13 protein-coding genes are annotated in these 19,466 nt (G+C 75.5%); 7 read left to right on the plus strand and 6 right to left on the minus strand.

Annotated features, from left to right (window positions below):
- Window positions 1–26 precede the first annotated feature (26 nt).
- The 4 genes from OG455_RS33310 to OG455_RS33325 are packed head-to-tail and all read left to right on the plus strand — an operon-like array spanning window position 27 to window position 4,025.
- On the plus strand, window positions 27–1,040 hold the full coding sequence (locus tag OG455_RS33310) for a 3-oxoacyl-ACP synthase III family protein (RefSeq protein WP_266301051.1): 1,014 nt from the start codon (window positions 27–29) through the stop codon (window positions 1,038–1,040).
- Window positions 1,037–2,920, plus strand: a complete 1,884-nt coding sequence (locus tag OG455_RS33315) for an HAD family hydrolase (RefSeq protein ID WP_266300005.1) — start codon at window positions 1,037–1,039, stop codon at window positions 2,918–2,920. Before OG455_RS33310 ends, OG455_RS33315 begins: the two co-directional genes overlap by 4 nt.
- Entirely contained in the window at window positions 2,920–3,150 is a 231-nt protein-coding gene (locus OG455_RS33320) for a hypothetical protein (RefSeq protein ID WP_266300006.1), read from the plus strand. Before OG455_RS33315 ends, OG455_RS33320 begins: the two co-directional genes overlap by 1 nt.
- A complete protein-coding gene (locus tag OG455_RS33325; protein WP_266300007.1) occupies window positions 3,147–4,025 on the plus strand; it encodes a 4'-phosphopantetheinyl transferase superfamily protein in 879 nt (292 codons plus the stop codon). Before OG455_RS33320 ends, OG455_RS33325 begins: the two co-directional genes overlap by 4 nt.
- A gap of 7 nt (window positions 4,026–4,032) precedes the next feature.
- Here the strand turns inward: OG455_RS33325 and OG455_RS33330 are convergent, their stop codons facing one another.
- The gene (locus OG455_RS33330; RefSeq protein ID WP_266300008.1) at window positions 4,033–4,983 is read right to left on the minus strand and encodes a hypothetical protein; all 951 of its coding nucleotides are present in this window, start codon (window positions 4,981–4,983) and stop codon (window positions 4,033–4,035) included.
- Between the two features lie 270 nt (window positions 4,984–5,253).
- Here OG455_RS33330 and OG455_RS33335 point away from each other — a divergent pair, with 270 nt between their 5' ends.
- Window positions 5,254–5,685 (plus strand): hypothetical protein, encoded by a 432-nt coding sequence (locus tag OG455_RS33335; RefSeq protein ID WP_266300009.1) that lies wholly within the window; start codon window positions 5,254–5,256, stop codon window positions 5,683–5,685.
- Window positions 5,686–5,740: 55 nt separating this feature from the next.
- Here OG455_RS33335 and OG455_RS33340 read toward each other — a convergent pair whose 3' ends face one another.
- Window positions 5,741–6,478, minus strand: a complete 738-nt coding sequence (locus OG455_RS33340; protein ID WP_266300010.1) for a 4'-phosphopantetheinyl transferase — start codon at window positions 6,476–6,478, stop codon at window positions 5,741–5,743.
- Between the two features lie 659 nt (window positions 6,479–7,137).
- On the opposite strand from OG455_RS33340, the gene OG455_RS33345 reads away from it, so the two are divergent.
- Together OG455_RS33345 and OG455_RS33350 are read left to right on the plus strand one after the other, a co-directional pair.
- On the plus strand, window positions 7,138–9,858 hold the full coding sequence (locus OG455_RS33345) for a LuxR family transcriptional regulator (RefSeq protein WP_266300011.1): 2,721 nt from the start codon (window positions 7,138–7,140) through the stop codon (window positions 9,856–9,858).
- A 277-nt stretch (window positions 9,859–10,135) separates the two neighbouring features.
- Window positions 10,136–11,086, plus strand: coding sequence for a polyprenyl synthetase family protein (locus OG455_RS33350; protein WP_266300012.1), 951 nt, complete (start codon window positions 10,136–10,138; stop codon window positions 11,084–11,086).
- Between the two features lie 112 nt (window positions 11,087–11,198).
- On the opposite strand, the gene OG455_RS33355 is transcribed toward OG455_RS33350, so the two are convergent.
- The 4 genes from OG455_RS33355 to OG455_RS33370 form a co-directional block, all read right to left on the minus strand.
- On the minus strand, window positions 11,199–13,013 hold the full coding sequence (locus OG455_RS33355) for an AMP-binding protein (protein ID WP_266300013.1): 1,815 nt from the start codon (window positions 13,011–13,013) through the stop codon (window positions 11,199–11,201).
- Window positions 13,013–15,256, minus strand: coding sequence for a LuxR C-terminal-related transcriptional regulator (locus OG455_RS33360; RefSeq protein WP_266300014.1), 2,244 nt, complete (start codon window positions 15,254–15,256; stop codon window positions 13,013–13,015). Before OG455_RS33360 ends, OG455_RS33355 begins: the two co-directional genes overlap by 1 nt.
- Before the next feature lie 101 nt (window positions 15,257–15,357).
- A complete protein-coding gene (locus OG455_RS33365; RefSeq protein ID WP_266300015.1) occupies window positions 15,358–18,288 on the minus strand; it encodes an AfsR/SARP family transcriptional regulator in 2,931 nt (976 codons plus the stop codon).
- Between the two features lie 12 nt (window positions 18,289–18,300).
- Window positions 18,301–19,314: an AfsA-related hotdog domain-containing protein gene (locus OG455_RS33370; protein WP_266300016.1), complete on the minus strand. Its 1,014-nt coding sequence runs from the start codon at window positions 19,312–19,314 to the stop codon at window positions 18,301–18,303.
- Between the last annotated feature and the right edge of the window lie 152 nt (window positions 19,315–19,466).

Below are 19,466 nucleotides of genomic sequence, written 5' to 3' on the forward strand. Positions count from 1 at the left end.
TGGGGGAGAGAGTGAACGGGACGAGGATGTACCTGGGTGCGGTGGGCACCGCGCTGCCCGGCGAGCCGGTGGACAACGCGCGGCTGGGCAAGCTGCTGGGTGTCAGCGACGAGTGGATCGACATCTTCGTCGGCACCGAGACCCGGCACTTCGGCTGGGACCTGGGCACCGGCGAGGTGCTGCGCACGCTCACCGACCTGTGCGCCGAGGCCGGCGCGCAGGCGATGGCCGCCGCCGCGCTGGAGCCGGCCGACATCGAGTTCCTGGTGCTGGCCACCGCGACGCCCGACACCCTGCTGCCCACCACCGCGACGCAGACCGCCGATCTGCTGGGCCTGGACCAGCTCCCCGTCCACCAGGTGCAGGCCGGCTGCTCCGGCGCGGTGCAGGCGCTTGACCTGGCCCGCGCGCTGCTCGGCACCGGGTACCGCACCGGCCTGGTGATCGGCGGTGACGTGACCCACCGCCACCTGGACCTGAGCCGCGACCTGACCGAGCTGAGCTCCGAGGAGCTGGTCAACTACCTGATCTTCGGCGACGGCGCGGGCGCCGCCGTGCTGAGCGGCGATCCGCTCGGCGAGGCGGTGGAGGTCAAGGCGGTGCTCAACCGCTTCGTCGGCCTGGGCCGGGCACCGGGCCAGCTGGTGGACTGGTACGGGGTCAGCGACCGCCACTCCCCGCGCCGGATGGTCATGGAGGACTACAAGGCGATCGAGAGCGGCGTTCCGGAGCTCGCCGCCGAGGCGCTCTGGGACCTGCTCCAGCTGACCGGTTGGGCCGCCGAGGAGGTCGGCTACCTGCTGCCGCCGCAACTCTCGGGCGCGATGACCGAGCGGATCGTGCGGCGGCTCGCCCTGCCGCGGGCCCGCGAGATCTCCTGCGTGCGGGCCACCGGCAACACCGCCAACGCGCTGCCGTTCCTGCAGCTCGACCAGCTGCTCGGCGAACTGGGCGAAGGCGAGCGGGCGTTGGCCGTGAGCATCGAGTCGAGCAAGTGGATCAAGACCGGGTTCGCCCTGGAGAAGGCCGCCCTGCGGTGAGCGCGGTGATCGAGCGGCTGCGCGAACTGCGCGCCCAGGGACGGCTGGAGCGGGACTACGACCAGGTCGCACCGCTGCTCGCCGGCTGTGAGGAGCTGGCCACCGGCGACCTCGACGCGGCCCGGGTCGGCCGGCTGCTGGCCGCCGCCGACCCGGCGGCCGTCCTCGCCCACCACCCCGGCACCCGCGCGCTCACCGTCGCCGTCACGGGGGAGTCCACCGTTGGCGAGCTGCTCGATCCACTCACCGCCGAACTGGCCCGCCACGGCCTGCTGCTGCGCCCGCTGCTCGGCGACCACGGCGCCTGGCAGGCCGATCTGACCAGCCCCGCGGGCGCCTTCGCCGGCACCGAACCCGAGCTCACCCTCTGCCTGCTGGACGCCGAGACCGTCTTCGCCGCCGTGCCCACCCCCTGGCGGGTGGCCGACGTCGAGCAGGCCGCGGCGCAGGCGCTGCGCCGACTGACCGCGGTGCTGGACGGGCGCACCACCGGCGGCCTGCTGGTGCTCAACACCCTGCCGCTGCCCGCGCACTGGGCCCGGCAGCTGGTCGACTACCACGCCCGCGCCCGACTCGGCGCGGTGTGGCGGGAGTTCAACGCCGAGCTGCTGCGCCTCTCGGCGGACCGGGCCGATCTGGTGGTGCTCGACCTGGACCCGCTGCTCGCCGAGGGCGGCCCGCTCTGCGACCCCCGGCTGGCCTGCTACGCCGGCGCCCGGCTCGGTGCCGCGCTGCTGGCCGGCTACGCCCGCGAGGCGGCCCAGTTGGCCCGCGCCCTGACCGGCCGCACCCGCAAGGCCCTGGTGCTCGACCTCGACCAGACGCTCTGGGACGGCATCCTGGACGAGGACGGCCCCGAGGGCATCGCCGCCGCCGGCACCCTGCGCGGCGCCGCCTTCGGTCGGTTCCAGCGCGGCATCGCCCAACTGGCCGCCCAGGGCGTGCTGCTCGCGATCAGCAGCAAGAACGAGGACGCGGCGGTCGGCGCGGTGCTGCGCGACCACCCCGATCTGGCGCTGCGCCCGGAGCACTTCGCGGCGGTGAACGCCAACTGGCTTCCCAAGGACGGAAATCTGCGCGAGATCGCGCAGCGGCTCGGCCTCGGTCTGGACGCGCTGGTCTTCGTGGACGACTCCCCGGCCGAGCGCGCCCAGGTCCGCCACGGCGCCCCCGGGGTGGCGGTGGTCCCGATCGACGAGGAACCCGCGCTGCACCTGCGGGCCCTGCTGCGGGACGGCTGGTTCGCCACCCTGCGGCTGACCGAGGAGGACCGCGAACGGCCCGCGCGCTACCGTCAGGAGCAGCACCGCGCGGCCCGCAGAACACAAGTGAGTACCTATCAGGACTTCCTGTACGATCTTGAAATCTGGTTGGAGATCGGCCCGCCGCGCGGCTACGAGCTGGCCCGGTTGGCCCAGCTCACCCAGCGCACCAACCAGTTCAACCTCACCGGTGCCCGGCTGCCGGAGGCCGAGCTGGCCCGGCACGCGGCCGGGCCGGACGGTGACCTGCTGCTGGCGGTCCGCAGCGGTGACCGCTTCGGCGATCACGGCCTGGTGGGCGCACTGCTCGGCCGCCGCGCCCCGGACGGACTGCACCTGGACCACCTGTGGCTCAGCTGCCGGGTGCTGGCCCGCGGCATCGAGCAGGCCTGCCTGGCCGCGCTGCTGGCCCGGGCCCGCGCCGAGGGGCAGCCCGCCGTGCACGCCCACTACCTGCCCACCCCGAAGAACCACCGGGCCGCCGGGTTCTACCCGTCCCTCGGTTTCAGCGCCGCCGACCGACCAGGACCCGGCGTCGACTACCGCCACGACTTGCGGAGTATCCCCGACACCCCCGGGCACCTGCAGGTGAAGACCCCCGAACCGGAGGCCTCGTGATGACCCTCGACAGTTTCCTCGACCTGGTCGGCGACGACCTGGGCCTGGAGCTCGACGGCCCGGGCGCCGCCGACGCGCCGCTGGCGACGCTGCCCCGCTGGGACTCCGTCCACCTGCTGCGCCTGGTGGTGCTGCTGGAGCGGGAATCAGGGCGACGGATTTCGGTTCGAAAGCTACTGGAGGCCCAGTGCCTCACGGAGATCCACGCGCTGATGGAGGAACAGGGATGACCGCCCCAGGGAACTCGCCGCTCGGTCCGCCGCTCGGCGAACCGGTCGCGGTGACCGCGGGAGAGCAGGACTGGGAGCGGGTGCGCGCCGACCTGGTCGCGCACGGCACCGCGCTGGCCTACGCCCAGCTGAGCGAGCTGCACAAGGCGCTGCCCGAGGGCGAGGAACTGCGCACCCTGCTCGGCCGCGACTGGTCCCGCTTCCTCGACCTCGGCCACGCCGAGGTCCGCGAGCGCTACGCCGCTTCCCGGGTGCTGCTCAAGAGCGCCGCCGCCGCCGTGCTCGGCGGCGACCCGAGCACGCTGGAACTCGCCTACGGTGCCACCGGGCGCCCCTACCTGCGCGGCTGCGACCAGATCGACATCAGCCTCAGCCACACCGAGGACCTGCTGCTGGTGGGCCTCACCACCCGCGGCCTGATCGGCGTGGACGCCGAGCGCACCGAGCGCCCGATGTACGGCAGCGGGCTCGGCCGGCACGTCTGCACCCCCTACGAGCTGGTGATGCTGCGCAACCTCCCGGAGGAGGAGCGCAACCCCAGCCTGGTGCGGCTGTGGACGCTCAAGGAGGCGTACAGCAAGGCGATCGGCCAGGGCATGCACTTCCGCTTCACCGAGTTCGGCTTCGGCCCCGACGGCAAGCCGGTCCGGGTGCAGCGTCCGGACGGCAGCACCGGTACCGGGCGCGAGTGGGCCTTCCGCACCTTCGTGCTGGAGAGCGGCTACACCGTGAGCACCGCCGTCTACGACGCCGGCTTCGGCACCCTGCTGGACACCGAGATCACCACCATGCTCGACCAGGACTGCGTGGAGGCGATCACCGAGGCGCTGGGGGACGAACCGCCGGCGGGCGAGCCGGCCGGGGAGGACGGCTGAGCGGGCCCTACCGCTCCTCCGGCGACCGCGGCTCGCGCAGGGCGTTGGAGACGGCCACGTTGTAGCCGGCCTGGAACCGGCTGGTGGCCTCCAACTCCTCGGTGATCTCGGAGATGTGGCGCCGGCAGGTGCGCACCGACATGCCCAGCCGCCGGGCCACCATCTCGTCCTTGTAGCCGAGCACCATCAGCCGGATGATCGACTGCTTCAGGTCGTCGGAGGTCGCCGTGGCCTTCTGCGAGTCGACCACGAAGGGCGTCGCGCTGTCCCACATGAACTCGAAGACCGAGCAGAGGAAGGCGACCAGCGTCGGCTCCCGCACCACGGCCGCGCCCGGCCGCTCCGGGGTCGCGCTGCGCTCCGGCAGGAAGACCAGCTCGCGGTCGTAGATCAGCATAAGGTCGACCAACTGGTCGGCGGTGCGCACCTCGGCGCCGGCCGCGGTCACCTCGCGCACGTAGGAGCGGGTCGCCAGGTCGCTGCGGGCGGTGTGCTGGTAGATGGTGCGCACCTTGACCCCGCGCTCCAGGAACTGCATGGTCACGTCCCGCGCCGAGGAGAGAGCGTCCGGCGGCCTGGCCCCGCCCGGCTGCACCGTGAGGACCTCGGTGCGGCAGCGCTTGCCCACCTCGTCGATCAGCGACTGCACCATCGGGCCTTCGGTGATCAGGTCGAAGGCCTCCAGCCGGTTGCGCTGCCTGCGCCCCTCGAAGTAGGCCGGCATGAGCGAGAGCAGCTTGGTGCGCACGCTGGTGACCGCTTGCTGCAGCTCGTGGATCTCCTGCTCGGTCGGCGAGACCAGCTCGGCCGCGGCCACGTCCGGGCCCACCGGGACCAGCGCCTCCGGGTCGCCGGGCATCGGCTGCAGCAGGTTGAGCTGACGCAGTGTGGCCTCGGACCTGACGGTCTCCTCCTGGGAGAGGTCCAACTCCTTGGCGATCTCACGCCGGTTGAACAACCCTAGTTCCACAGCCTTGCGGTACGCCGCCGCGCTCGCGTCATCGAGCTCGGCGAAGCCAAACCCGGAGTGATCGCCTCGTGACATTCCGCCCCCGCAGGTGTTCGTAACTTGCTGCAGCGCAACTGTACGCCAGCGGGATTTCTCTGTGGCCCCCGCCGAAGGTCGGGCACTGTGATCCGTGTCGGCAGGGGATCCGGCCCCACCGACGAAGTCACAGCCGCTGCTACTGACGGCAAGTAATTGGGGGATGTCATGGAGGGCACTTCGATGGGCAAGATCCGCGGCGCGGTCGCGGGACTGGCACTCGGTATTCTCGTGGTCGCGATCGGCCCGGCGGTGGACGGACTCACCCACGCCGGGTCCGCCGCTCCGGCCGGGTCCGCGGCTCCGGCCGCGACCGGGGTGGGGCACGCCGCAGGGGTCACCCTGGCGGACGACCGCTGGCCGGTGGCGAGCCCTCCGCAGGGGCAGGTGACTCCGGCCGATGACCGCTGGCCGGTGGCCGGTGCCCCGCAGGTCACCCTGGCGGACGACCGCTGGCCGGTGGCGAGCCCTCCGCAGGGGCAGGTGACTCCGGCCGATGACCGCTGGCCGGTGGCCGGTGCCCCGCAGGTCACCCAGGCCGATGACCGCTGGCCGGTGGCGAGCCCTCCGCAGGGGCAGGTCACTCCGGCGGACGACCGCTGGCCGATTTCCTGACCCGCTTCCCGACCCGCTTCCCGACCCGCTCCCTGACCGGCCGGTACCCCTGGCCTCAGCGGATGCCCAGCGCGCTCCCCGTGGCAGCCACGCCGCGGGGAGCGCTGCCGTGTGCGGGCCGGAGTCCGGCGGGCGCCATCGCGGGCAGCGCGATCGCGCTGAGCAGCAGGCCGTCCCTGGCCAGCCAGCGGCCGTAGAACTCGCGCGGGTCGCCCGCCATCCGCTCGCCGCTGCCGAGCAGGATCTCGGCCCGGAACCGGCCGCTGTCCGGATCGGTGGTGATCAGCGCGTCCCCGAAGTCCAGCTCACGGCCCACGTAGGGGAACCAGGTCTTGTAGACGGCCTCCTTCATGCTGAACAGCAGCCGGTCCCAGCAGACCTCGGGCCGCTCGGCGAGCAGCCGGCGCACCCAGTGCTCCTCCTGCGGCAGCGAGATGGAGGAGAGGATCCCCTCGGGCAGCGGCGCGTTCGGCTCGGCGTCGATGCCGAGCGAGGCGTAGTCCTCGTCGCGGGCCAGCGCCGCCCCGCGGAAGCCCGTGCAGTGCGTCAGGCTGCCCACCACCGCCGGCGCCCAGCGCGGCGCACCCCGGTGACCAGGCAGGACCGGTGCCGGTGGCAGGCCCAGCTGGGCCATCGCGCGGCGCGCGCACCAGCGCACCGTGCTGAACTCGTCGCGCCGCTTCGCCACCGAGGAGCGGATCAGCCGCTCCTCCTCGGGGTAGAGCACCACCTCCGGCGGGTCGGCCAGGGCCTCCGCCGTGGCGACGGCCGCGGGCAGCAGGTCAGCGAGCATGGGGTCCCCCACCTCTCTCCGGTTCGGACACCCGCGGGTTCTCTCGGGCAACTGCCACGTTTCCCGAGGGCCCCCACCGGCGGCCAGCGTTCGGGGCGCCGGTGGCGGGACGGGTGCCGCCACCGGCCGCTTTCGTCCCGGCTCCCTGCCATCCGCCGCCCCGTCGCCCCGCCGCCTGCCGGTGCCCTGCGCCGCGGCGCCGGAGGGCCTGCCGGTCCACTGCGGCCGGACGCGAGGGGCTTGTCATCCGCTTGCTACATCGCCTGCCGCCTGCTGCCTGCCGCCCTTTGGCGCGGCCCGCGGCCCGCGGTCCGCGGTCCGTTGCCGGTTGCCGGTTGCCGGTTGCCCGCGCTGTGCCGTCGCCCGGCCCGGTCCGCCGTCCAGCCCCTCTCCTCCCCTCGCGCCCTGCCGCGCTCCCCGCGCGCGCCCCCACCCGTGCCCCTGCCGGGCCCCCTGGTCCGGCCGCCTGCCGGGGCCCCGTGCCCGGGCGCGTGCGGCGGGGCGGGCGCGGGGAGTGGCTGCCATGCAACTTGCGGACACCGGGAGGGCCGCTTGAGTCCCACTAGACTCATGGTGGAAATCAAGTTTGATGCGCATTTACGCAATTCCTGTGCGGCGGCCCGGCGAATAGCCGCGCCTCGGGAATATCGGCAACGGGGGTGCCAGCGGTGCTGGTTCAGCGTGAGTCAAAACTCGCCCAATTGGAATCCGCGCTCGACAGCTGCGTGGACGGAAATGCGGGCCTGGTCCTCATCGAGGGCGCGGTCGGTTGCGGCAAGAGCGAACTGCTCGAAGTGGTCAGTACTCGCGCCACCGAGCGCGGTCATCTGGTGCTGCGCGCCATCGGCACCGCCGCCGAGCGCGCCCTGCCGCTCGGCGTCATCGGCCAGCTGACGGCCGGTGCGCCGCGGGGGGCGCTGCCCGACCCGGCCCAGGCCGCGCAGCCCGGCGGGGTGGAGGCCATGCACGCCTTCGCCCGCGCGGTCGGCCGGCTCAGTGCTCAGGCGCCGGTGGTCATCTGCGTCGACGACAGCCACCAACTCGACGAGCTGTCCGGCCGCTACCTGCTGCACCTGGCCCGCCACACCCGCGCGATGCCGGTGCTCCTGGTGCTCGCCGAGTCCCTGCACGAACGGGGCGACGACCCGCTCTTCGGGACGGAACTGCTGCGCCAGCCCAATTTCAACCGGGTCCGCCTGGAAAGGCTCGACCACGCGGCCGTCAGCCAGCTGTTGATCGGATACGGACAGGCTGAGGCGGACCGCTTCTACCGCGCGAGCGGTGGCAATCCGCTGCTGCTGCGGGCGCTGCTCCAGGACCCCGGGACCGAGGCCGGCGGCCCCTACAGCCAGGCCGTGCTCGCCAGCTTCTACCGCTGCGGTACCAGCACGCTCGAACTCGCCGAAGGCCTGGCCGTGTTGGACGGGGCCTGCGAGCCCGATCAGATCGGCGAACTGCTCGGCACGAGCACCGCAGCGGTCTGCCAGGGCATCGGCGCGCTGCGCGCGGCCGGCCTGGTGGACGGCCTGCGGCTGCGCCACCCGGCCGCCCGGGCCGCGGTGCTGGACCGGATGGAGCCCGCGCTGCGCCAGCAACTCCACCTGAGGGCAGCCAGGTTGGCCCGGCGGCACGACCTGTCCGTGCTGGTGGTGGCCGAGCAGCTGCTCGCCGCCCGGCACAGCGAGGAGGAGTGGGCGCTGCCGGTGCTGCGCGCGGCCGCCGACCAGTTCCTCGCCGACGGCGAGCCGGCCAGGGCCACCGCCTGCCTTGAACTGGCCCACCAGGCCGACGCCGAGCCGGCCCAGCGCACCGCGCTGCGGATCAGGCTGGCCGAGGTGGCCTGGCCGCTCGACCCGGCCGCCGCCGAGCGGCAGCTCGCCCAGCCGCTCGCCGCGCTGCGCGAGGACCGACTGCCGGCCACCCAACTCGGCCCGCTGGCCCGACTGCTGGTCGCGCAGGGACGGATCCAGGAAGCCGCCGAGGCGCTCGGCAGACTCGGTGCCGAGAGCGCCGATGCCGCGCAGGCGGGGCCCGGGCGCGGGGCCGGCGGCCGTGAGGAGCGCCGCGCCGACCCGCTGGACGGACTCTCCGCCTTCCCCAACTGGGCCGCCACCCGCGCTTCTTCGCCCGCCGAACCGGGCGCGGCCCGCCGCCCCGTGCCGCGCTGCGACCCCGCCGCGCTCTGGGCGCTGCCCGAGCACGGCGACGAGGCCGCGATCGCGCAGAGCGCCGAACTCTTCCTGCGCGGCGCCTCGCTCACCGAGGGCACCGTCGAGCCGGTCCTGCAGGCGCTGCGCACCCTGCTGCACCTGGGCGGTCCGCAGCAGGCCGTGCCGCTCTGCGCCGCCTTCGCCGAGCAGGCCGAGCGGCGCGGCGCCCCGGGCTGGCGCGCCGCGCTGGCCGGGCTGCAGGCCGAGGGCCAGTTGCGGATGGGCGACCTCAGCGGGGCGGTGGCGACCGCGGGTTCGGTGCTGGCCGCGATGCCTCAGTGGAGCGAGAGCATGCTGCTGAGCGGCATCGCCGGCACCCTGATCAGGGCGCAGACCGCGATCGGTCGCCCCGAGGAGGCCGCCGCCGTGCTCAGCCGCCTGGTGCCCGAGGACCTGGGCGGCAGCGTGCACGGTCTGGGCCGGCTGCGCGCCCGGGGGCGCTACTTCCTGCTCACCAGCCGCTTCCACGCCGCGCTCGGCGACTTCCTGGACGTCGGCCGCCAGCTCAAGCGCTGGGGACTGGACCGCCCGCGGGTGCTGCCCTGGCGCACCGACGCCGCCGAGGCCCTGCTGCGCCTGGGCGAGACCCACCAGGCCGAGCGCTTCATCGCCGACCAGCTGGCCGGCTGCGACGGCAAGGACCCCTGGGTGCGCGGCATCTCCCTGCGGGTGCGGGCCCAGACCCGCGAGCCGAAGGAGCGCCACGCGCTGCTCGGCAAGGCCATCGAGGAGCTGCACAAGTCCGGCGACCGCTACGAGCTGGCACTCGCGCTGGCCGATTTCGGCCAGGCCCTGAAGGAGACCGGCGATCCGGGGCGGGCCGCCATGGTGAACCGCAGGGCCTGGCACCTGGCCCAGCTGTGCGGGGCGGAGGCGCTGCGCGAGCGGATCCTGCCCGGCCACGCCGAGGAGCCGGCCGCTCCGGTCGAGCCGCCGCCCGCCGCCCAGCCCGACCTGCTGGCCAGCCTGAGCGACTCCGAGCGCCGGGTCGCGGTGCTCGCGGTGCACGGGCACACCAACCGGGAGATCGCGGTCAAGCTCTACATCACCGTCAGCACGGTCGAGCAGCACCTCACCAGGGTGTACCGCAAGCTCAACATCGCCGGTCGGCAGGCGCTGCCGATGGACCTCCAGCTGGGTCTGCCGGAAGCTGTCCAGCCAGCCCGGTGATCCGGCGCGGCCGGCGGGATCGGCCGGTGGGATCGGCCGGTGGGATCGGCCGGGGATCGGCCGGGGATCGGCCGGGGATCGGTCGGGGTGCTGCCCGGGGCTTGCTATGACAAGCGCATAGCAAGCCCCGGGCCGCACCCCCGCCGCGATGGCAGGCCACTGGCAGTCGAAGGGGGCTCGCCGAGGTCGTTCGGGCCCGCGCTGCTGGGCGCTCTGGACCCGAACCAGAGTGCCTGGGAGGGTCGGTTGCGTAGCCGAGCCGACCGATGGAGGGTCCATGATGACCACAAGCCCCAAGTCCCGGCCCTCCGCGGGCCTGCGCCAGACGCGTGAGGGGATGCTCGGCCGGGTCGACGACCTGCTGACCGAGCTGGTCACCCGCGAGCACCACCGCAGGATGGCCCAGCCGCAGGCGGCCACCCTGGTCAGCGGGCTGGGCGAGCTGCTGCAGGCCAGGAGCGACCGGGTGCGCCCGGTGATCTGCCTGACCGGCTACCTGGCGGCCGGCGGCGATCCGCACGACGAGGCCGCGCTGACCGCCGCCGCCGCGCTGGAGCTGCTGGACACCTGCCAGGTGATCCGCGAGGACGTGCGGGAGAACGCGGTGCTGCGCCGCAGCATGCCCACGCTGCACATCAGCCACGCCGCCGAGCACGAGCGCAACGGCTGGCGCGGCGAGTCGCGCCGGTTCGGCGAGGGCACCGCGGTGCTGGTCGGCGACCTGGCGACGGCCTTCGGCGACCGGCTGGCCGGCAAGCTCCCCGCGGCGGTCGCCGAGCTGTGGGGCGAGTTCCGCACCGAGCGGATCATCGGCGCGCAGGCCGAGGCCGCCGCCGCCACCGAGTACCTCGGCGACCCGTGGCCCGGGCACTGCGTCGAGGGCTGTGCCGCGGGCTGCGGCGCCGGCTGGTACGCGCTGCGCCACCCGCTGCTGATCGGCGCGGCCCTGGCCGGGCGCCCCGACCTGGTGACGGCGTACCAGGAGTACGCCGGCGCGCTGCACGCGGCCTGGCGCCTGCGCGGCTTCCTGGACGGCGGACCGGGTTACGACTCCGACGCCCAGTTCCTGCGCGAGGTGGTCTTCGGTGACCAGGGCCGCCGCGAGGCCCAGGAGGCGATCGCCGAGTTGGTCGCCCGCGCGCTGCGGAGCCTCGCCGACGCCCCGCTGGCCCCCGGCGGCCACGCCGAGCTCGTCGCCCTGGCCCACCTGGTGGCCGAGGGCCACTGACACCGCCCGCTCGCCGCCACTCGCGTCCGCCCGCCCCGCCCCGCCCCGCCCCGGCAGGTGGCAGGTGGCCGTTGACAGGCGGCCCTCGGGTGGCAGGTGGCCCGGCTCGCCGTCAGGCCGGCGCCGAGCGCGGCACGCCCGGGCGCAGCCGGTCCAGCCAGCCGCGCAGCACGTCCTTGCGGACGGCGCCGTGGGCGTCGCGGGGCAGCGAGCCGACCAGTTCGAGGCGGGTGGGCCGGAAGGCCTCGGCCAGGCCCAGGGCGGCCAGGTGCTCGCGCAGGGCGACCAGCCCCGGCGGGGTGGCCTGGGCGGCCGGGACCACCACGGCGCAGGGCAGCTCGCCGTACTCGCCGTCGGTGTACGAGACCACGGCGGCCTCCTGGACCAGTGGGTGGGCCAGCAGGCCGGCCTCCACCTCGGCGACCGGGACCATGAAGATGCTGCCGGTCCGCTCACCGGCGTGTGCCACCACCCGCAGCCCGCCGTGCCCGTCGGCCGCGGCGCTGTCGCCGGTGTCGAGCCAGCCGTCGGCCCGCTCCCAGGTCGGCTCGGGGGCCGGGTCACCGTGCGGCCAGCGGGCCAGGCAGAGTTGCGGGCCGCGGGCCAGCAGCCGCGCCGGTTCGCCGTCGAGGGCCAGCTCCAGGCCGGCCGGCAGCAGCGCGCCGCCGTCGCCGGTGGGGTCGGCCAGCGTGCCCAGGCCCAGTTCGGGCGCGCCCCAGACGGTGCGCACCGGCACCCCGAAGGCCTCGGCCAGCTCACCCGGCAGCTCGGGCGGCGTGCTGGTCCGTCCGCCGCAGAGGATCAGCCGTAGCGAGTCGAGCGCGGTCGGCGCCTGGCGCTGGGCGGTGAGCAGCTCGGCCCAGTAGACCGGAGCGGCGTAGACCTGGTCGACCCGGGCGGCCGCCAGCAGCTCCAGGCAGCGGGCCGGGTCCCAGACGTCCTGGTAGACGCCGGTGCCGCCGACCGCCAGCGGCCAGTACACGGTGTAGATCAGCGAGGCGAGCGAGGTGAGCGGCAGCGGACTGTAGAACGCCTCGCCCGGCCGCATCCCGGGCCCCAGCGGGTCGAGTTGGGTGCTCGCGTTGGCATAGAGGGTGTTGGGGGAGTGCAGGACGGAGCTGAACGAGTCGGCCAGGCCCATCACGGTGACCAGCAGTCCGGCGCGGTCGGCCGGATCGGCCCCGCGCACCGCCGTGGCACCGGTCGGGTCCGCCGCCGGCCCGCCCAGCGGGTCTGCGAGCGGCTCCGCCGGCGCGGGCAGCCGGCGGCGGCGCTCGTGCGGGGTGCGCAGGAAGTAGCGTTCGAAATCCACCGCCCCGGTGGCCTCCGCCTCGCCGAGCACCACCCGGTGCCGCAGCCAGGGCAGGCCCGGAGCCAGCCCCGCCAGCGCCTCGGCGTGCCCGAAGCCGTCCCAGACGTCCGGCACCACGCAGATCCTGGCCTGACTGGCGCTCAGGATCCGGTTGAGGCCGTGGGTGCGGACCGTGGGCAGCACCGGCACGGCCAGCGCACCCAGTCGCAGGCAGGCCAGGGTGAGCGCCGCGGCCTCCCACCAGTTGGGCAGCTGATAGGCGACCGGGTCGCCCGCGGTGATCCCCAGGGAGGCCAGCGCGGCGGCGAACCGGTCGACGTGGATCGCGAGTTGGGCGTAGCTCAGGGTGATCCGGCGGCGCGCCTCGGGGCGCTGCGAGCGGTCCGCGACGATCGCGGGGCGGCCGGGGTCGAGCGCGGCGGTGCGGTAGAGGTCGTGCAGGAAGGTCTCGTCACGCCACCAGCCGGCGGCCCGGAACCGGTCCGCCACCGGCGCGGGCACCCGCAGCGCGGCCAGGGCGGCGGCCGGTGCGGTGGCTGCGGTGGGCGTGTCGGGTGTGGCCGCCGTGGTGGGTGCGGTGGGCGTGGTGGGCGTGGCCGGTCCGGTCGGCGCCATCAGGTCCACCGCCCCGCGGACCAGGCCACCTGCACCCGCGAGGTGCAGTTCAGCCGGCGCATCACCTGGCGCACGTGGTTGACCACGGTCCACTCCGAGATCTCCAGTCGGGCCGCGATCTGACGGTTCGTCAATCCCTCGGCGATCAGCATCGCGACCTGGATCTGACGTGGCGTCAAAGCGGGGGTCTCGATCTCGGCGGGGGAGTCCGCGCCGCTCGCCTCCAGGGTCGGGACGGGCGTCGAGAGCGCCTCGGTGACCGCGCCCGCCGGGGTCAGCCGCCGCCCCTCGGCGCGCGCGGTGGCGAAGGCGTGCCAGGTCAGCCGGGTCTCCAGGCCGCTGCGCAGCTCCGCCAGCGCCGTCGCGCGCGGCTCGCCGAGCCGAGCGCCGAGCGCCGAGCGCAGTGCCTGCGCGGCGGTCAGCAGGCGCACCGCCCGGGGCTGCTGCTCCAGTCGCAGCCGTCCCAGATTGAGGACGAACTCCTCCAGCAGCACCGGCAGTTCACCGCGCTCTCCGGTCGCCTCGGCCAGCCGCAGGCACTCGCGCAGCGCCCGGTCGGCCACCAGCGGCTCGCCCTCCTCGACGGCGAAGGCCGCCGCCTCGCGCAGCGCCTGGGCCAGGCCCCGGCTGTCGCGCCGCCGCCGGCAGCTCTCCTCGGCCCGGTCCAGCAGCTCGCGCGCCTTGCGCCGCTCGCCCTGCGCCCGCAGCACCCGGGCCAGCGCGGTGGCCGCCTCGGCCGCCGGGGCCGCAGCGCCCACCGACTCCAGGGTGGCCAGCGCCGTCACCAGCACGCTCTGCGCGCCCGGCAGATCGCCGGCCGCCAGCAGCGCCTCGCCCAGGTGCGCCGAGCCGATCGCGGCCTGCCGCCGGTCGCCCAGCTCCTTGCCGAGTGCCAGTGCCCGGCGGTGGCGGGCCACCGCGTCGGCCGGCTCGCCCAGTGCGGTGGCGAAGCAGCCCGCCAGGTCGACCAGTCGCACCCGCAGCGCGGTCGCGGGCGCCGGGCCGTCCTCGGCGGTGAGCCGGTCGCACCACTCCAGCCCCTCGCGCAGCCGGCCCTGCACCAGCCAGGGCAACCGGCAGGCGAGCAGCAGCCCGGCCGCCGCCTCCCGTTCGCCGCGCTCCTCCAGGCGGCGCAGCGCCGCCTCGGTGTTGGCGCTCTCGCCGGCCAGCGTCCGCAGCCAGTGCGCCTGTTCGGTGCCGGACAGGCGCGGCTCCGTGCCGGCGAGCAGCTTGCGGTAGCGCTCGGCGTGCGCGTCGCGCACCGCGTCCAGCCGGCCGCTCGCGGCCGACTCGTCCAGCAGGTGGGAGCGGACCGGCTCCGGCACGGTGAACCGCGGCTCGCCCTGCTCCTGTTCGGTGACGTCCACCAGGTTCCGGTCGATCAGCGCCTCCAGCGCGCCCTCCCCGCTGCGGCCCACCGCGGCGATCCCGAAGCCGCCCTGGTGGACGGCGGCCTCGTCCAGCAGGGTCCGGGCCTCGGCGGGCAGCCCGTGGCAGCTCCAGGCGGCCAGCGCGGCCAGCGAGCGGTGCCGTTCGGGTGCGGTGGCCGGACCGCCGGCCAGACCCGTGGTGCGCTCGCGCAGCCGGGCCGCCAGCAGGTGCACCGGGAAGAGCCGCAGCCGCTCGGCGGCCAGCTCCAGGGCCAGCGGCAGTCCGCCGAGCCGGGCGCAGACCTGCCCGACGGCGGCGGCGTTCTCCGCCGTCAGGTCGAAGCCGGGCGCCGCGTCCCGCGCCCGCCGCACGAACAGCTCGACCGAGGGCACGGCCCGCAGTGCCTGCGGATCGCCCTCGCCGGGCTCCGGCACCGGCAGCGGCCGCACCGGCTGCAGCCGCTCCCCGTACACCCGCAGCGGCTCCAGGCAGGTGGCCAGCACCACCGTGCCGGGCAGCTCCGCCAGCAGCCGCGCGAGCTCCTCGGCGGCGGGCCTGGCCTCGTGGTCGCAGCCGTCGAGCACCAGCAGGCCGCGACCGGTGACGGCGCGCAGTTCGGCCACCGCCGGGGCGTCGAGCAGCGGCGCGCCGGCCGCCGGCCCGATCCACCGGACCCGCTCGAAGGCGTCCGCGACCCGGGGCAGCACCTGGGCGGCCAGCCGGCTCTTGCCGACCCCGGCCGGTCCGGTCAGGGTGAGCAGCCGGACCGTCGGATCCTGCAGCCGGGCCGCGAGCTGGAGCAGCTCCAGGGCCCGTCCGACCAGCTCGCCGCCGCTCGGCGGCGCCTGGCCCTGCTGCGGTGTGACGGACATGTCGCTCCCCCTGCTGGTGTCGATGGTGGTCCTGCTCCCGCCGAGCGGCCCGGCGGCCCGGTTCAGCGGCCCGGTTCAGCGCCCCGGCTCGGCGCACCGGTTCAGCGCACGGGCTCGGGTGCGCTGAGCGCCTGGTCGTCGCGCGCCTGGTCGTCGCGTGGCTGCCAGGGTGCGGCGGGCGGCTGCGGCGAGGCCCGGGCCACCGGTGGTCCCAGGCGCCAGACGCCCGGCCGGAGTTCGACGCCCGGGGGGCCGGCCCCGCTGCTCAGGGCGCGCAGCGAGCGCTTCGCGTAGGCCTCCAGGCGCCGGTCGCGCAGGGTGCCGGCCAGATCGAGGCACTCGGCGAAGTGGCCCGCGGCGGCGGCCGGCGCGCCACCGGCCAGGGCCAGCAGCGCCAGGGCCCGGTTCGCCTCGAAGCGGCCGCGTCCATGGGCCGGGCCGCCGACAGCGGCCAGCGCGGGCGCGAGCAGCTCCCTGGCGGCTGCCAGCGCGCCTTCGTCCAGCCGCAGTTGGGCCAGCCCGACCAGGGCGAGGGCGTACTCCTCGGGCTCGTCGGCCGCCTGGGCCGCCGCCTGGGCGCGCTGGTAGTACGCGCGGGCGTCCGCCGTCCGGCAGCGCTGCCACGCGAGGTCGCCGAGCGAGCGCAGCAACCGTGCCTGGGCGGGCAGGTCGGCGAGGTGCTCGGCGGCGTCCAGGGCCTGGGTGTGGGTGGCTGCCCAGTCCGCCCAGGCGGCCGCCCGCTCCAGACGGGGGGCGAGCGCGTCGGCGAGCCGCACGGTCAGCTCCCACAGCCCGTGCTCGTGCGCGGTCCTGGTGACCCGGACCAGCGCCGCCCGCCAGGACGGGGACGCGGCCGCCGGGCCGCTGCCCGTGGTCGAAGCCGTGCCCACGGGCAGCGGCCCGGCGGCCGGTGCCTCGGCGGCCGTCGCGAAGGCCCCGCACATCCGCTCGATGGCGGCGCGCCGCTCATCGGCCGTCAGCAGCTCGCCCAGCCGCTCCCCGGCGATGAGCCGCAGCAGCTCGGGCAGCCGGTAGGCCACCCCGGCCGGTGTCCGGTACGCCTCCAGCAGGCTCGCGCCGACCAGCTCCTCCAGCATCCGCAGCGTCGCCGGACGGTCCAGCTCCAGCAGCGCGGTGGCGATCGGCAGGACGAACTCGCCCGGCGGCAGCAGACCGAGCAGGGCCAGGGCCCTGCGCTCGGCTGTCCCGAGTGGCTGATCAGCCGTCAGCAGTCGCTGCCGCAGGTCGAGATCGCCGATCCGCAGCCAGTCGAGCCGCTCCGACTCCGGGCGCAGCTGCCGGGCCAGCCACTGCGGGCTCCAGTGCGGACGGGCGCTCAGCAGCTCGGCCACGATCCGCACGGCGAGCGGGAGTTGCCCGCAGAGCTCGCCGAGTTCGGCGGTGGCGGGCCCGGTGGTGTCCGCCACCGACCCGTCGTGGCCCCCGCCGTCCCCGCCTCCGCCGCTCGTGCCGCCGGCCAGCCCTCCGCCGGCCAGCCCTCCGCCGGCCAGACCTTCGACGCCGGTGCCGCCGTCCGAGGCGCCGGTCAGCAGGCGCTGGGACTCGGCCGGGGTGAAGCCGCCGAGTGTCAGGCTGCGCAGACCGGCCAGCCCGGTGAGCCGCCGCCGCCCGGTGACCAGCACGGCACAGCCCGGCGGGACCGGCAGCAGGCGCCGGATCTGCTCCACGCGCTCCGCCCCGTCCACGATCAGCAGTGCCCGCAGGCCGACCAACCTGCCTGCCAGTTCGGCCAGTTCGGCCAGCTCGCTCTGTTGCTCAGCCGTCGTCGTCGCCCCAGCGGCCCCAGCGGCCCCAGCGGCCCCAGCGGCCCCACTGCCCGCGGCCGCCGCGCCGCCACCCGGCGGCAGTTCCAGCAGCAGTCGCCCGTCCGGGAACACGTCCGCGAGCCGGTGCGCCGCGGCCACCGCGAGCGCGGTCTTGCCGGCCCCGGCCTGCCCGCACAGCGCCACCGCGGCCCCGCCGCCCCCGACCGGGCGCAGCAGCTGCTCCAGCTCGGCGAGTTCGGCGCCGCGCCCGGTGAAGAGCGGATCTGCGGGCGGCAGCCGGGTGCCCAGCGGTGCCCGCCCGGGCGCCCCGGTGGATCCGCTCCCGGTGGATCCGCTCCCGGCGGACCCGCCACTGGCCGTCCCGCCGCTGGTCGTCCCACCAGTGGCCGATCCGGCCCGGTCGGCCCGAGCCCCCGCAGCCCCCGCCGCACCAGAAGCCCCGTTGGCTCCGGCGGCCCCGTCGGCCGCCTCGTCCGGCCGCAGCAGCGCCGCGTCCCCGCGCAGCATCCGCAGGTGCAGCTCGCGCAGCCCGGGGCCCGGCTCCACGCCCAGCTCGGCGACCAGCGCGGCCCGTAGCCGCGCGAAGACGCGCAGCGCCTCGGCCTGCCGTCCCGCGCGGTAGTAGGCGGTCATCAGGTGGCCGTGGAACTCCTCGCGCAGCGGGTGCTCTGCCACCAGTGACTGCAGCTCCGCGATCAGGTCCCGGTGCCGGCCCAGCCGCAGTTCGGCGCGGACCCGCTCGTCGAGCGCGGTGGCCCGCAGCTCCGCCAGCCGTCCGGCCGCCCTCTCCAGCAGCAGGCCGGGCGGCAGGTCGGCCAGCAGCGGTCCGCGCCAGAGCCCGGCGGCCTGCCCGCACAGCTCGGCGGCCAGCGTGAAATCACCTACGGCAGAAGCCTGCTGACCCGCCATCAGGAGCTGCTCGAAGCGCAGCGCGTCCAGCGTGTCGGTGCTCGCGCGCAGCGAGTAGCCGGGGGCCCGGGTCTCCAGCAGGTCGCGTCCGGCCACCGGGTCGACGGTGTGCAGCAGTTTGCGCAACTGCGAGACGTACACCTGCAGCGTGGTGGTGGCGGTGCGCGGCGGCGCGAGGGGCCACAGCTCGTCGATCAGGTCCTCCGCCGAGACGACCTGGTTGGCGCGGATGAGCAGGGTGCCGAGCACCACCCGCAGCTTCGTGGCGCTGGGCACCACCGGCTCGGCCCCAGGGGCGGCCAGCAGCTCCAGCGGGCCGAGGATCCGGAACCGCATCACGGGCCTCGCTCAGAGGTCCTGAACGACGGTGAGCCGAGCCTCGGCCACGGCGCGCCGGTGCTGGGTCACCGTGAGGGTGACCGGGACGGCCGGGCGGCCGTGCCCGTCGTGGGTCCGCGGGCCGGGTACCGCCAGGCAGCGCAGCGGCAGGTCGAGGGCGGCCTGCGCGCGGAAGTCGACCTCGGAGGCGGCCAGCGTGCAGCGGGCCGGGTCGAGCCCGGCGGTGCGCCCGGCGGCGAGCACGGCCGTCTGGCGCAGCGCCTCCAGCAGGTGCAGCCCGGTCAACTCACCCTGCAGGCCGGCCACCACGGGGCTGACCCCCTCGGTCAGCAGCCAGGTGCTGAGCCGGCCGCGGGCGTCCGCCGCCGGCTCGCTGACCACCACGTTCTCCGGTCGGCTGCGGCCCACCTCGATCGGCCGGGCCGGTCGCGGCCGGCCCTCCGGCAGGTCGGCGAGCTCGGGGGCCTCGCGCAGCACCCGGCGGCTGGTGGCCAGGTGCTTGCGGTAGAGCTTGGGCATCAGGAAGATCAGCCCGGCCGAGCCGCGCCCGCACAGGATGTCGTCGATCCGGATCTCCAGGCGCAGCTCCAGGCAGCGTGGCACCTCGTTCATGATGTTCGTCGGTATGGCGGTGATCTCGGTGGCGATCCGCGGCACGCCGTCGCGGAAGCCGCCGCTCGCGCCGGAGTCGGCCCGCCAGGCGGAGAGTTCGGTCAGCTGCAGGGTGAAGCGGTGGAACAGGCCGGTGCGGTCCTCGGGGACCCCGAAGTAGCGGTGGCCGACGAAGGCGCCGATCTCGGTGACGGCCTCGGTGGCGAGCTGCGCGTCGTGGAAGTGGCCGGGGCCGTCGTTGAACAAGGGGTGCCGCACCGGCAGGTCGCCGACCAGCACGAAGTGCTCCTCGCCCAGGCTCGGCGCGTCCAGGAGGTAGTGCTCCCACGAGGACGGACAGTGGATCAGATGCCGCGCGCCTTCCTCGTCCTGGGGCTGCCGGACCGGCGTGGTCTCGCTGTGCACTGTCATGGCATCTCCTTGTCCGGGTCCATGGTGGGCGGGGCGGTGGACGGGCAGCCAGCCGATCACGGAGGCAACTAGCTGCGTGGCAACTTGTGCGCTTGGCTTGTGTACTCACAGTGTCCGAACGATCTGCGTGCTCCGTGTCCGATCCGGCACCT

The organism is Kitasatospora sp. NBC_01287, assembly GCF_026340565.1.
Taxonomy (GTDB): Bacteria; Actinomycetota; Actinomycetes; order Streptomycetales; family Streptomycetaceae; genus Kitasatospora.